The organism is Streptomyces sp. A0592 (genome assembly GCF_004795115.1).
Classification (GTDB): domain Bacteria; phylum Actinomycetota; class Actinomycetes; order Streptomycetales; family Streptomycetaceae; genus Streptomyces; species Streptomyces erythrochromogenes.
In genome coordinates, this window is the sequence record NZ_SSBM01000005.1 from 297947 (window position 1) to 310233 (window position 12287).

General features: G+C 72.7%; 12 protein-coding genes and 1 pseudogene. 5 read left to right on the forward strand and 8 right to left on the reverse strand.

All coding sequences use genetic code 11. The features are described from left to right. The first annotated feature begins 35 nt into the window (after window positions 1–35). Together E6U81_RS10710 and E6U81_RS10715 are read left to right on the forward strand one after the other, a co-directional pair. Window positions 36–1313: an Ig-like domain-containing protein gene (locus E6U81_RS10710; RefSeq protein ID WP_136229819.1), complete on the forward strand. Its 1278-nt coding sequence runs from the start codon at window positions 36–38 to the stop codon at window positions 1311–1313. A gap of 150 nt (window positions 1314–1463) precedes the next feature. Continuing rightward, complete coding sequence (locus tag E6U81_RS10715) at window positions 1464–2471, forward strand: GNAT family N-acetyltransferase (protein WP_136229820.1); 1008 nt, start codon at window positions 1464–1466, stop codon at window positions 2469–2471. Between the two features lie 45 nt (window positions 2472–2516). Here E6U81_RS10715 and E6U81_RS10720 read toward each other — a convergent pair whose 3' ends face one another. Continuing rightward, on the reverse strand, window positions 2517–3431 hold the full coding sequence (locus tag E6U81_RS10720; protein ID WP_136229821.1) for a helix-turn-helix transcriptional regulator: 915 nt from the start codon (window positions 3429–3431) through the stop codon (window positions 2517–2519). A gap of 162 nt (window positions 3432–3593) precedes the next feature. Here E6U81_RS10720 and E6U81_RS10725 point away from each other — a divergent pair. Then, a pseudogene (locus E6U81_RS10725) lies at window positions 3594–4665 on the forward strand (NAD(P)-dependent alcohol dehydrogenase). A gap of 80 nt (window positions 4666–4745) precedes the next feature. Beyond that, the gene (locus tag E6U81_RS10730) at window positions 4746–5228 is read left to right on the forward strand and encodes a hypothetical protein (protein ID WP_136229823.1); all 483 of its coding nucleotides are present in this window, start codon (window positions 4746–4748) and stop codon (window positions 5226–5228) included. A 1-nt stretch (window position 5229) separates the two neighbouring features. Here the strand turns inward: E6U81_RS10730 and E6U81_RS39750 are convergent, their stop codons facing one another. The 5 genes from E6U81_RS39750 to E6U81_RS10750 all read right to left on the reverse strand — a co-directional run bounded on the left by E6U81_RS39750 (window position 5230) and on the right by E6U81_RS10750 (window position 10278). Beyond that, window positions 5230–5382 (reverse strand): hypothetical protein, encoded by a 153-nt coding sequence (locus tag E6U81_RS39750; protein WP_168714593.1) that lies wholly within the window; start codon window positions 5380–5382, stop codon window positions 5230–5232. Between the two features lie 142 nt (window positions 5383–5524). Continuing rightward, complete coding sequence (gene msrA / locus E6U81_RS10735; protein WP_136229824.1) at window positions 5525–6193, reverse strand: peptide-methionine (S)-S-oxide reductase MsrA; 669 nt, start codon at window positions 6191–6193, stop codon at window positions 5525–5527. 74 nt (window positions 6194–6267) lie between these two features. Next, a complete protein-coding gene (locus E6U81_RS10740; RefSeq protein WP_136229825.1) occupies window positions 6268–7422 on the reverse strand; it encodes a hypothetical protein in 1155 nt (384 codons plus the stop codon). Continuing rightward, window positions 7419–9017: a M48 family metallopeptidase gene (locus tag E6U81_RS10745; protein ID WP_136229826.1), complete on the reverse strand. Its 1599-nt coding sequence runs from the start codon at window positions 9015–9017 to the stop codon at window positions 7419–7421. The genes E6U81_RS10740 and E6U81_RS10745 overlap by 4 nt, the downstream gene beginning before the upstream one ends. Before the next feature lie 154 nt (window positions 9018–9171). Continuing rightward, window positions 9172–10278 carry a hypothetical protein gene (locus E6U81_RS10750; protein WP_136229827.1) on the reverse strand — a complete coding sequence of 369 codons (1107 nt, stop codon included), beginning with the start codon at window positions 10276–10278 and terminating at the stop codon, window positions 9172–9174. Between the two features lie 75 nt (window positions 10279–10353). Between E6U81_RS10750 and E6U81_RS10755 the strand changes: the two genes are divergently transcribed. Beyond that, window positions 10354–11511 carry a cystathionine gamma-synthase gene (locus E6U81_RS10755; protein ID WP_136229828.1) on the forward strand — a complete coding sequence of 386 codons (1158 nt, stop codon included), beginning with the start codon at window positions 10354–10356 and terminating at the stop codon, window positions 11509–11511. Between the two features lie 59 nt (window positions 11512–11570). Here the strand turns inward: E6U81_RS10755 and E6U81_RS10760 are convergent, their stop codons facing one another. Then, window positions 11571–11825, reverse strand: a complete 255-nt coding sequence (locus tag E6U81_RS10760) for a hypothetical protein (protein WP_136229829.1) — start codon at window positions 11823–11825, stop codon at window positions 11571–11573. Continuing rightward, window positions 11822–12244: a sigma factor-like helix-turn-helix DNA-binding protein gene (locus E6U81_RS10765; RefSeq protein ID WP_136229830.1), complete on the reverse strand. Its 423-nt coding sequence runs from the start codon at window positions 12242–12244 to the stop codon at window positions 11822–11824. Before E6U81_RS10765 ends, E6U81_RS10760 begins: the two co-directional genes overlap by 4 nt. Window positions 12245–12287 lie beyond the last annotated feature (43 nt).

Consider the following 12287-nt stretch of genomic DNA (forward strand, 5'->3'; position numbering starts at 1 on the left):
ACCCCGGGACGGCGGTCTCGGGGTTACCGGCAACGATGGAGTGGCGTGTGAGGACGGACAGCAAGCGGCGGAGAAGGTCCCTGGCGGCCATATCCGTCGTGCTCGGCGGCGTACTGGTGCTCTCGGCGTGCAGCGACGGGGGCGGCGGGGGCGGGGACCCGAAGAGCAACGGTGAGGCCAGCAAGTCCCAGGCGGACGTGGACGCGGCAGCGGCCAAGGACACCTCGAAGGCCAAGATCACGCTCGCGCCGAAGGACGGCGCGACCAACGTCGGTCTCAACGACGCGGCGAACGTCACCGTCACCGACGGTACGCTCACCCAGGTCGAGCTCAAGACGAGCGAGGGCACGGCCGTGGCCGGCGACATAGCCGCCGACGGCAAGAGCTGGAAGCCCAAGGGCGCGCTCAAGCGCTCCACCAAGTACGCCCTGTCGGCGACGGCCAAGGACGCGGACGGCAAGGAGGCGCACGAGAACGCCTCCTTCACGACCGTCTCCCCGGAGAACAGCTTCGTGGCCTCCTTCGTGCCGGAGGAGGGCCAGACCGTCGGCGTCGGCATGCCGGTCTCGATCACCTTCAACAAGGCGATCAAGGACAAGAAGGCCGTCCAGGCGGGCATCTCGGTCTCCTCCAGCAGCGGCCAGGAGGTCGTCGGCCACTGGTTCAGCGCCCAGCGCCTGGACTTCCGCCCCGAGCAGTACTGGCAGGCGGGCTCCACCGTCACGCTGAAGCTGGCGCTGGAAGGCGTCCAGGGCGCTCCCGGCGTCCAGGGCGTCCAGAGCAAGACCGTCACCTTCAAGATCGGCCGGAGCCAGGTCTCCACGGTCGACGTGAAGACGAAGAAGATGACGGTCACCCGGGACGGCGCGGTCCTCAAGACCATCCCGATCTCCGCGGGCGCCCCGGCCAACCCGACCTACAACGGTCAGATGGTGATCTCCGAGAAGTTCAAGGAGACCCGGATGAACGGTGCCACCGTCGGCTTCACGGACGCCGACGGCAAGGGCGAGTACGACATCAAGGACGTGCCGCACGCGATGCGCCTGTCGAACTCCGGCACCTTCCTCCACGGCAACTACTGGGGCGCGGACTCGATCTTCGGCAGCGCCAACACCAGCCACGGATGCGTGGGCCTGAACGACGTCAAGGGCGCGGGCGACCCGAACCAGCCGGCCGCCTGGTTCTACGACAACTCGCTCATCGGCGACGTCGTCACGGTGGTCAACTCCCCGGACAAGACGATCAAGCCGGACAACGGCCTCAACGGCTGGAACATGAACTGGGCCGACTGGAAGGCCGGCTCGGCCGCCTGACACCGGGCCCGGCCCACCGCATGAACGCCGAACGGCGGGGAACCCCACGGGTTCCCCGCCGTTCGGCGTTCCCGCGGAAGGCGGTGGTGCCGGACACCGTGGCCGAAAACTCCCGGGCGGCGGCTCCGGGCGCGCTCTAGGGTCGGGCCCATGATGATCCACTCTCTCGCCCTGCCCCCGTCCGACGCCGAGGTGGACGCCTGGCTGGCGGTCCTGACCTCCGCCGCGGCCGTCGACCTGCCGCAGCTGCCGCCGCCCTCCCGGGTCGAGGTCGCCGGGCGGCTGTGCGTGACGCCGGCGCGCGGCCGGCCCGTCCTGTGGACGGCCGGCGCGGGGGAGGGCGCGGGGGAGAGCGGGGGCGTGGCCGCCCTGCTCCTGTTCACCGAGAAGGGCAACACGCACACCGCCTTCCTCGACGCGCTGACCGTGCGCCCCGAGGCGCGCCGCCGGGGCGTCGGCACCGCCCTGTGGGAGCGGGTCCGCGCGGAACTGCTCGCGGACGGCCGGACCTCGGTCGCGGCCATGCTGGACCTCGGCGGTCCCGGCCAGGCCTTCGCGGAGGCACTGGGCTTCGAGAACGTCCTGCCGATGGCCTGGTACGTACAGGACGTTCCCGCCGACGGCGCACCACCGGCGGGCGCCCCGGCGGACGGGCCCGCGCAGCCCCCTGCCACACCCGGCTACGAGCTCCTGACCTGGTACGGCCTCGTCCCCGATGCATGGGCGCCCGCCGCGGCCGCGGCCCACGCGGCCATGGAGGACGCGCCGACCGGCGACATGGACGAGCGGATCCAGACCTGGACGCCCGAGCGGCTGCACACGCTCCAGCAGCTGATCCTCGACCGGGGCGGGGACATGATCACCGTCGCGGCGGTGACCCCCGGGGGCGAGGTGGCGGCCTACACGGAGATCGTCCTGCCGGATCCCTGGGGCACGGCCGCCCTGCAGTACGACACGGTGGTCGTACCCGCCCACCGCGGCCACGGCCTCGGACGCGCCGTGAAACGGCACATGGCCGCACAGGCCGCCGCCCGCCACCCGCAGCTGCGCCGCATCGCCACCACGGTGGCGGACGAGAACGCCCCCATGCGGGCGGTCAACGAGGCGCTCGGCTACCGGCGCGAGCGCGGCGTCGGCATCTACCAGATCAAGCTGTAGCGGATCCGGGATCCGGGATCCCGCGACGCAGGCCGCCGCCGCGGGTCACACGGCCTGCCCGGCGGCTTGCCCGGCGGCCGGCTCAGCAGCCTTCTCGGCGGCCTTCTCGGCGGTCCGCTGCGCGTCCCAGGACGCCAGCAGGCGCAGCGCGTCCTCGGAGGCCGAGCCCGGCTCCGCATGGAAGGTCACCAGGGCCTGCGTCGGATCGTCGGGCAGCGTCAGCGTCTCGAAGGACAGGCGCATCTCCCCCACCAGCGGGTGCCGCAGCAGCTTCACCCCGTGCGTCTTGTCCGCCACCGTGTGCGCCGCCCACAGCCGCCGGAACTCCTCGTTCTTCACAGACAACTCCCCGACCAGCGCCGACAGCTGCTCGTCGTCCGGATGCTGGCCCGCGTACAGCCGCAGGTTGCTGACGACCCAGCACGCCTGGCACTCCCACTCCCCGTACAGCTCGGCGGTCGCCGGGTCCAGGAACATCAGCCGGACCAGGTTCCGCTCCGCCGCGGGAAGCGCCCCGAAGTCCCCGAAGACCGCGGCCCCCAGCCGGTTCCAGCCGATGACGTCCTGCCGGTGCCCCACGAGGTAGGCCGGTACGCCCTCCATCGCGTCCATCAGCGTGCGCAGCGCCGGCCGCACCTGCTGCGGCCGCCGGCTCTGACGGCGCCTGCGCGCCTTCGGCCGCGCCAGGTCCATCAGGTGCGCCCGCTCGGTCCCGTCCAGGCGCAGCGCCCGCGCGATGGCGTCCAGGACCTCCGCCGAGACGTTGTGCCCGTCGCGCTGCTCCAGCCGCGTGTAGTACGCGACCGACACCCCCGCCAGCTGCGCCAGTTCCTCACGGCGCAGCCCCGGCACGCGCCGCCGGCGCCCGTAGTCCGTCAGGCCCACGTCCTCCGGGCGCAGCCGTGCGCGGCGGGAGCGGAGGAACTCGCCCAGGCACGCTCGCTGATCAAGCTGGTCCATGCCGCCCAGTATCTCCGGGCGGCCCACCGCCCGGAGGGCGTCAGCCTGACCCCACCAGTAGTACGTTCGCCAGTCGTAGGAAGCACAGGGGTCTGGGTGCCGGCAGGGCGGACCGGCAGCGTGGTGCGCACCGCAGACACCACCGCTTCGAGGAGCACCCCCATGTCCGTCACCGCCCCCGCGACCGCCCCGATCACCCGGGTCGCCGCGTACGCCGCCCCCGCCCCCCGGTGTCCCGCTGGAGCGCACCACGGTCCCGCGCCGCCCGGTCGGCCCGCACGACGTCCTCATCGACATCAAGTACACGGGCATCTGCCACTCCGACATCCACCAGGTGCGCGACGGCTGGGGCGAGGGCATCTACCCCATGGTCCCCGGCCACGAGATCACCGGAGTCGTCGCCGAAGTCGGCGCGGACGTCACCCGGTTCGCCGTCGGGGACCGGGTGGGCGTCGGCTGCATGGTCGACTCCTGCCGCGTGTGCGAGCACTGCCGGGGCGGCCGGGAGCAGCACTGCGTGCAGGGCATGACGGGCACCTACAACGCCGTCGGCCGGGACGGCGAGCCCACGTACGGCGGTTACTCGACCCACCTCGTCGTGGACGAGAACTACACCGTGCGCATCCCCGAGGGCCTCGCCCTGGACGTGGCCGCCCCGCTGCTGTGCGCGGGCATCACCCTCTACTCGCCGCTGAGGCACTGGCAGGCGGGCCCGGGCAAGAAGGTCGCGGTCGTCGGGCTCGGGGGCCTGGGCCACATGGGAGTGAAGATGGCGCACGCGCTGGGCGCGGAGGTCACCGTACTGTCGCAGACCCTCCGCAAGGAGGCCGACGGCCGGCGACTGGGCGCCACCCACTTCCATGCCACCGGCGACGAGGCCACCTTCGAGAAGCTCGCCGGGACCTTCGACCTGATCCTGTCCACGGTCTCTGCCCCGCTGGCCCTGGACGCCTACCTGGGCCTGCTGAAGGTCGACGGCGCCCTGGTGAACGTGGGCGCCCCGGAGGAGCCGGTCTCCCTCAACCTCTTCTCCGTCATCGGCGGCCGCAAGACCCTCGCCGGATCGATGATCGGCGGCATCGCCGAGACCCAGGAGATGCTGGACTTCTGCGCGGAGCACGGCCTGGGCTCGGAGATCGAACTGATCGACGCCGACCACATCAACGAGGCCTACGCCCGCGTCCTGTCGAGCGACGTCCGCTACCGCTTCGTGATCGACACCTCGACGATCTGACGCTGCGGCGCAGGGCCCGAAGACCGAGCGGCCGGGAATCGAGGATGCGCCGGGGCACGAGGGGCGGCTACAACGGCAGCATGACCGTGTTCCTGTGCAAGAAGTGCGGCGGCACCCTCACTCCGGACCTGGGACCGCTGCCCACCGTTCCCCCCGCGCCCGACGACGAACGCGACACGAGCAGCGGGCGGGCGCCGGCCACGATGCCGCACGGGCACTACGCGATCGAGCCCGAACCGTGGGGCGCCCCGTACGTGCCGCACCCGGACCAGGAGTACGACGGACCCACGCAGCCGCGCGGGCTCGGCCTGAGCGACGCAGGGGTGGCCATGATCTCAGCCGGGCCGCGCCACAACATCGTGATCCATCCCGAGGACGCGCCCGGTCTCCGGCCGCTGCCGAACGGCGAGAACGGCGTCGGATGCTGCGGACCGTCAGGAGGAAGCGGACTCAACCGTGCCTGTCCTTGCGGCGCCCGAGTGGCCACGCTCGCCGCAGACTGCATGGGCCCCTACGAACTCCACCTGGACGCGAAGCGGGTCCACGGCCACGCCCCGTCCTGAATCAGTACCCTGACGGATGCGCGGACAGCCAGGCGGAGTGCAGCTCGCGCAGGCGGTCCCGTTCCCCGGGGGCGGGCAGGACGACATCCGCGCCGCCGTCGTACGGGTGGTGGATACGGGTGAGCCCGGGGTCCGTCACGAAGATGCCCGGCAACGCGTCGTCCGCGACGGCCCGCAGCAGTGGGTCGAGGCAGCCGCGCTCCCAGGGGCGGCGGTCGGCGTAGAAGTACCAGCGCGTGTGGAAGGCCGGATCCGGGTCAGACGTTCGTGCGCCGGGTCCGGGAGCGGGGGGCCGCTCACTCTCCGCGGGCCGCGGCCACGCCGATCGGGCAGGAGACGCCCGTCCCGCCGATGCCGCAGTAGCCGCCCGGGTTCTTGTCCAGGTACTGCTGGTGGTGGGCCTCCGCGGGCCAGAAGGGGCGGTCCGCCGCCGGGAGGACGGCCGTGGTGATGCGGCCGTGGCCCGAGTGGACCAGGACCTGCTGGTAGGCCTCGCGGGAGGCCTCCGCCGCCGCCTGCTGGGCGGGGGAGTGCGTGTAGACCGACGAGCGGTACTGGGTGCCCACGTCGTTGCCCTGGCGGAAGCCCTGGGTGGGGTCGTGGGACTCCCAGAAGAGCTTCAGGAGCGTGGCGTAGGTGACCTGCGCGGGGTCGAAGACCACGCGGACGACCTCCGTGTGGCCCGTCAGGCCCGAGCACACCTCCTCGTACGTCGGGTTCTCGGTGAAGCCGCCCTGGTAGCCGGCCAGCGTCGTCCACACCCCCGGCGTCCGCCAGAACGTGCGCTCCGCGCCCCAGAAACAGCCCAGCCCGAAGTCGGCGACCTCCAGGTGCTCCGGATACGGGCCGGCCAGCGGGCTGCCCAGCACGGTGTGCCTCTCCGGAAGGGCGAACAGCGGCTCCGCGCGGCCCGTCAGGGCCTCCTCGCGGGAGGGGAGCTCGGGCGTGCGGCGGTACGAGAACATCGATTGCCTCCTTGTGGGAGTGACAACGGCAGCGGGGGCGGGCCGGATTCCCGGCCCGCCCCCGCTGCCGCGCCTCACAGGCCCGGCGTGACCTCGCGCACCGCCCAGTCCCGGGCGTACACGTAGCGCGACGGCGACCAGTAGTACCAGGGCATCGCCCCGATGTACCCGTCGATGTGGCGGAACTGCTCCACCGCCTCCGCGTCCCGGTCCTGCCAGAACAGGAACCACGCGAGCAGGTGCCGCAGCCGGATCGACCGCCAGTCCTGCGGATCGGCCGCCGCCAGGTCGGCCAGGGCGCTGTCCACCGCCGCCAGGACCTCCGGCTCCTTGAAGAAGGTCTCCGGCTTCAGGTCCGACTCGTGCAGCTCCTGCTCGATGTAGGCGATGAGCGGCAGCACGGACAGCAGCTCACCCGGCTCGGCCCCGGCGGCGCACTCGCGCGCGAAGGCGAGCGCCAGCTCGTGCGAGCCGCGCCACTTCTGGCTCCAGTACTGCATGGCACTCGTGTGGGCCGACAGGTTCTTCGGGTCACGCTTGGTGATCTGCGACCACAGCTCCCGGTAGTCCTCGTGCGAGTAGCCCAGGCCCTGGCTGATCGACTGCTCCACCATGAACGGAACCGGGTCCGCGGGGTCCGCCAGCCGCTGGGCCTCGCGCGCCTGCTCCTGCGCCTTGAGCAGCAGCTCGCGGAAGATCCGGAACTGCTCCTGGGTGGTGTGGCTGGCCCGCGCGGAGCCCCGCACGTTCCAGGCCACCAGGACGCCCGTGTCCGCGTTCACCAGCGCCGCGGACGGGTCCGACGGCCGGGCCGCGCGCCAGGCCAGCAGCCACGCGTCGTCCTCGGCGGCGAGCTCCGACAGGGGGCGCATGCGCTGCCAGCGCTCCTCCCAGTCCTGCCCTGCCGCGTCGAGATAGGCCGCGGCCGCTTCCCAGTCGCCGGCCTTGACCGCCGCGACGGCGGCGGTCTGCTCGGGCGGGACGGGCCGTGCGTTCTCGGTGTCGAGTTCGGCTTCCGGCACGAAGCCCAGCGCGACGACCGCCGCGGCCTGCTGCGCCTTCCGCTCCGCCTTGACGGCGTCCGTCTCGGCGTTCGTGGCCGCGGTCCGGCCCTCGATGACGGCGATCTCCGCCTCCAGCCGCTTCGCCTTGCGCAGGTAGTAGGCGCCGCGCAGGAGCTTGAAGGCGCCGAAGAGCAGCATGGCGCCCAGGATGTACAGGCCGATCACGGGGCAAGCACCAGCTTTCGCAGGGGTTCGGTGTCGGGCAGGTCGGCGACGACCGCGTCGAGGGCCAGCCGCAGCTGCTCCTCGAAGCCGTCGGCCGGGTAGCGCAGGGCGGCCGAATCGGACCAGGACAGCTGCCAGCGGGCGGCGCCGCGGCCCGTCAGCTCCACGGTGACCAGCTGGTTCAGGGCGCGCCGGACCACCGGGCGGGCGAACTCGCGGGCCGTGCGGCCCGTGGCGGCCGCGGCCTCCTCCGACTTCGGGAAGCGGTCGGCGATGCGCCAGCGCACCGCCGGGTCGGCGTCGATCGCGTCGAGCAGGGCGGGCAGGGCGGGGCCGGCGCCCTCGGCGGCGAAGGCCTCGCGGATCTCCTGCGCGCCCTGGCCGACGTACTGCGTCATCGACTCGTGGACGAGGTCCTCCCAGCCGACCCGCTTGAGCGCGAGGGCCTCGGGGGTGAGGACGACCTGCTCCAGCGCGGCCAGCGCGGCGCCCGCGTCGGACAGCAGCTCCAGGGCGGGACGGGCGCTCTGCCCGCCGCGGCCGTCGTCGGGCAGGGCCTCGATCCGGGCGACGCGCTCGGCGAGCGGCGGGTGGGAGTCGTACGGGGACGCGGGCTCGGTCGACAGCTCCCGGCGCAGGTCGTCCAGGTCCTCCGAGCGGGCGTCGAGCAGCTTGCGCAGGCCGCCGAAGACCTCGCCGGGGCGGGGCAGCAGGCCGGCGCCGACGCCGAGGGTGGCGTACGAGCTCATGTAGAAGTCGTGCGCGGAGTCCAGGGCGTTGATCTCGCGCAGGGCGGAGGCGGCGGAGTTCCGGCCGGCGACGCGCACCGAGGCGAGGTCGGCGGCGAGCTCCTGGCGGCGGCCGGCGGTGCGGGTCGCCCGCATGTAGAAGTTGCCGTACGCCATGTAGATCTTGGCCATGGCGCGGTACGTCGCGCCCTGGCCGGAGGTGTCCACGCCCTTGGCGCCCTTGCCCTTGGCGACCCGCTTCTCGTCCCGCTTCTCCTGGCGGGCCCGCTCCTTGGCGACCTTGCTGTCGGCGCGCTCGTGGAAGTGGCCGATCGTACGAATCAGCTGGGCGCGGCCGCGGGCGATCAGCGGGGTGAGGCGGGTGTCGAAGTTGGCGTAGTGGCCCATCTCGTGGGCGAGCACGGCCCGCAGCTGCATCTCGTCCAGGCCCGTCATCAGGGGCAGACCGAGGTAGAGGCGGCGGGTTCCGGGCCGCAGGCCCAGCAGCCGGGCCTCCTCGGCGACGGCCGCGTTGACCCCGTCGATCAGCACGATCTCGTCGGGGGCACGGGTGCCGACCTGCTGCGCGATCTCCCGCACGGTCTGCCACAGGAGCGGCTCCTGCGCCTCGGTGACGGTGATGCCGGCCGGCGGCTCGCCCTTGGGGGTGCGGAGCATGAACAGACCGCGGACGATCGGAACGGCGAGGACGACCGAGACGATTATGATCTTCAAGGCGACCGGGCCGTGCAGCCAGGCGACGACGGCGAAGTCCACGCCGACGAGGGCGGCGAGCAGGAAAACGCCGAGCAGGTAGAAGCCTGCGAGCAGGACGAGCGCGCGGACGGCGCGCAAAGAAGCGCCCATATGGACAGATCCCCCCACGGGATGAAAGCGGTGCTGAGGTGCGTGGCGAGGGTCGATGGCCGCCACGCCGCATCATGCGGCTCAGAGAATGTTGACGGCAACCTTATTCACCGCTCGTCGCCGCTGGTCGTGGGGGTACCCGCCGGTAGACCGCCTAGTGGGGGAGGGTCGCCGGGGAACCGCCGTTGGCCTCGTAGCCGGCCACCGCCAGGGCCCGGAACAGCGCATACTGCGCCGCCGGGTCCTCCGCCGCCGACCACGGCAGCGCGCCCACGTACCCGTCCACGTGCCGGACCTGCTCCATCGCCTCGGCCCACCGCTCCATGTGGACCAGGAACAGCAGCAGCAGGTGCCGTACGTGCGCCAGCATCGGGTCGTCCGGCCGGGCCGTGTGCACCGCGTACAGCGCGCCCTCCACCGCCCGCGTCACGGCCTCACCGCGGTAGAAACCGCTGCTCAGGATCACGTCCGGCAGGTTCTCGTACAGCGCGAACAGCGGCAGCGCCGCCAGCAGCGAGCCCTGCGGGGCGCGCGCCGCGGCCGCGTGCGTGAAAGCGTCGGCCTTCTCCCGCGAACCGTGCCACTTCGCGCACCAGTAGTGCAGCGCCGACAGGTGCGCGCCCATGTGCTCCGGAGCCCGGTCGACGACCTTCGCCCACAGCTCGTCGAACTGCGCCTCCGGATACGCCAGACCCCGCGCGATCGCCAGCTCCGTGATGTACGGGACCGGGTCCCCCGGCGCCAGCAGCGCGGCCTTGCGGCACGCGTCCCGGGCCTCCTCCAGGATGATCCGGTGGTCGTCGGACCCGACGCCGCCCGAGTGCCGCCACGCCTGCTGCACCAGCAGCTCCGCGTGCACCTGCGCACCGCCCGCGTCCTTGTCCGCCTCCAGCCGCCACGCCTTCAGCCACTGCGCGCCCACACCCGGCTGAGCCACCAGCTCCAGCGCCGCCGCGCCGCCGAAGGCCTGTACGCGCTGCCAGCGCCGCTCGCCCTCCCGCGGGGTCCCGGCCAGCAGCTGCGAGGCCGCCTGCCACTGCCCGGTGCGCCGCACGTTCTCCAGGGCGTCCATCAGGTCCTGGTCGGGCCCGGGGATGCGGATGTCGAGGTCTTCCTGCCGGTCGAATCCGTAGTTCGCCGGGTCGGCGGCGTCAGGGCTGCCCGGCGCGACCAGACGGATGCCGCCGCGCCGGCGCCGGACGAACGGGCCGACGATGAACAAGATCATGAGCACGGCGAACAGGAACCACAGAATCTCCATGCCTCCAGCGAACCAGACCGAGGGGGCGGCAAGCGAATAGGGGGTGCACACCGGGCCTGGGCATAGCATCTGACCATGAGCGACGACAGCCACGAGCACCAGAGCTTCGAGACCCGCGCGATCCACGCGGGCAACACCGCCGACCCGCAGACCGGCGCGGTCGTGCCGCCGATCTACCAGGTCTCCACCTACAAGCAGGACGGCGTCGGCGGCCTGCGCGGCGGCTACGAGTACAGCCGCAGCGCCAACCCGACCCGCACCGCGCTGGAGGAGAACCTCGCGGCGCTGGAGGGCGGCCGCCGAGGCCTCGCCTTCGCGTCCGGCCTGGCCGCCGAGGACTGCCTGCTGCGTACGCTGCTCTCCCCGGGCGACCACGTGGTCATCCCGAACGACGCCTATGGCGGCACCTTCCGCCTCTTCGCGAAGGTCGTCTCCCGCTGGGGCGTGGAGTGGTCGGTCGCCGACACCTCCGACGCCGACTCCGTACGTGCCGCCCTCACCCCGAAGACGAAGGTCATCTGGGTCGAGACCCCCTCCAACCCGCTCCTCGGCATCACCGACATCGCCGTCGTCGCCGACATCGCGCGGACCGCCGGCGCCAAGCTGGTCGTGGACAACACCTTCGCCTCTCCCTACCTCCAGCAGCCCCTGGCACTGGGCGCGGACGTGGTCGTGCACTCGCTGACCAAGTACATGGGCGGGCACTCCGACGTGGTCGGCGGTGCGCTCGTCACCGCCGACGAGGCGCTGGGTGAGGAACTGGCCTACCACCAGAACGCGATGGGCGCGGTGGCCGGGCCGTTCGACTCGTGGGTCGTACTGCGGGGCATCAAGACCCTGGCCGTGCGCATGGACCGGCACGCGGAGAACGCGGCCAAGATCGTCGAGGTGCTCCAGCGGCACCCGAAGGTCACCAAGGTCCTCTACCCGGGCCTGCCCGAGCACCCGGGCCACGAGGTCGCCGCCAAGCAGATGCGCAACTTCGGCGGCATGGTGTCCTTCCAGGTCGCCGGCGGCGAGGAAGAGGCCGTCGCCGTCTGCGGCCGCACCAAGATCTTCACGCTGGCCGAGTCCCTGGGCGGCGTCGAGTCCCTCATCGAGCACCCGGGCCGCATGACGCACGCGTCGGTGGCCGGCTCGGCGCTGGAGGTCCCGGCGGACCTGATCCGCGTCTCGGTGGGCATCGAGAACGCCGACGACCTGATCGCGGACCTGACGCAGGCGCTGGGCTGACCCACCGCCGCACCCCCACCGGGCTCCGCCCGGACCCGGTGGGGGCACGGCCGGTGCAGCTACCAGCCCTCCAGGGGCGGGGAGATGCCGGCCGGGGGCCCGGCCCAGGGGCGGGTCAGGGACGCCCACACCGTGAAGGCCACCGCGGCAGCGAACAGCACCGCCCAGCCGAACCTGCGCAACGCCCGCCGCCGGCGCAGCAGTCGGTCCCCGCGGGCCGCCGCGCCCGCGGCCAGGCCCGTCGGCACCACCGGGTACGGGCCTTCCAAGAGCTGCTTGACCTGGGCTTCCTTCCGGTCCGGGAGCCCGCTCACGCCGCCTCCCGGGCCCGCAGCAGGGACACGGCCCGGTTGCACAGCACCCGGACCCGCTCCACCGGCATCCCGAGCTGCGCCGCCGTGACCTCCTCCGCGAGCCCCTCGTAGAGCCGCAGGACGAGCACGAGCCGTTCCGGCGGGCTCAGCCGCGCCAGCACCCCGCTCCCGCCGTGGTGGCGCCAGCCGGTCCGGGCGAAGGCCGCGCACAGCTCGTGGCGGGTGAAGTCGTACGGGTCGTCCGCGCGCAGGCGCCGCCAGTGGGCGTACGTACGGGCCAGCGCGCCCGCGAGCAGTCGGCGGGCCGACTCCGGTTCACCGGTCAGCAGCACCGCGACATGCAGGAGCCGCCCCGCCGCCCCCGCGACGAACGCTTCGAACTCCCCGTAGGAGCCCGTCTGTTGATCAACCGCCCGCATATTCACATAGTGCGGCCGGTGGGACCGGTCAGGTCAATAGGAC

What these genes read in the sequence shown, in the direction of transcription:
- E6U81_RS10710 (WP_136229819.1), top strand. Translation starts at nt 36, where the DNA reads ATGGAGTGGCGTGTGAGGACGGACAGCAAGCGGCGGAGAAGGTCCCTG.
- E6U81_RS10715 (WP_136229820.1), top strand. Translation starts at nt 1,464, where the DNA reads ATGATGATCCACTCTCTCGCCCTGCCCCCGTCCGACGCCGAGGTGGAC.
- E6U81_RS10720 (WP_136229821.1), bottom strand. Translation starts at nt 3,431, where the DNA reads ATGGACCAGCTTGATCAGCGAGCGTGCCTGGGCGAGTTCCTCCGCTCC.
- E6U81_RS10730 (WP_136229823.1), top strand. Translation starts at nt 4,746, where the DNA reads ATGACCGTGTTCCTGTGCAAGAAGTGCGGCGGCACCCTCACTCCGGAC.
- msrA (WP_136229824.1), bottom strand. Translation starts at nt 6,193, where the DNA reads ATGTTCTCGTACCGCCGCACGCCCGAGCTCCCCTCCCGCGAGGAGGCC.
- E6U81_RS10745 (WP_136229826.1), bottom strand. Translation starts at nt 9,017, where the DNA reads ATGGGCGCTTCTTTGCGCGCCGTCCGCGCGCTCGTCCTGCTCGCAGGC.
- E6U81_RS10750 (WP_136229827.1), bottom strand. Translation starts at nt 10,278, where the DNA reads ATGGAGATTCTGTGGTTCCTGTTCGCCGTGCTCATGATCTTGTTCATC.
- E6U81_RS10755 (WP_136229828.1), top strand. Translation starts at nt 10,354, where the DNA reads ATGAGCGACGACAGCCACGAGCACCAGAGCTTCGAGACCCGCGCGATC.
- E6U81_RS10765 (WP_136229830.1), bottom strand. Translation starts at nt 12,244, where the DNA reads ATGCGGGCGGTTGATCAACAGACGGGCTCCTACGGGGAGTTCGAAGCG.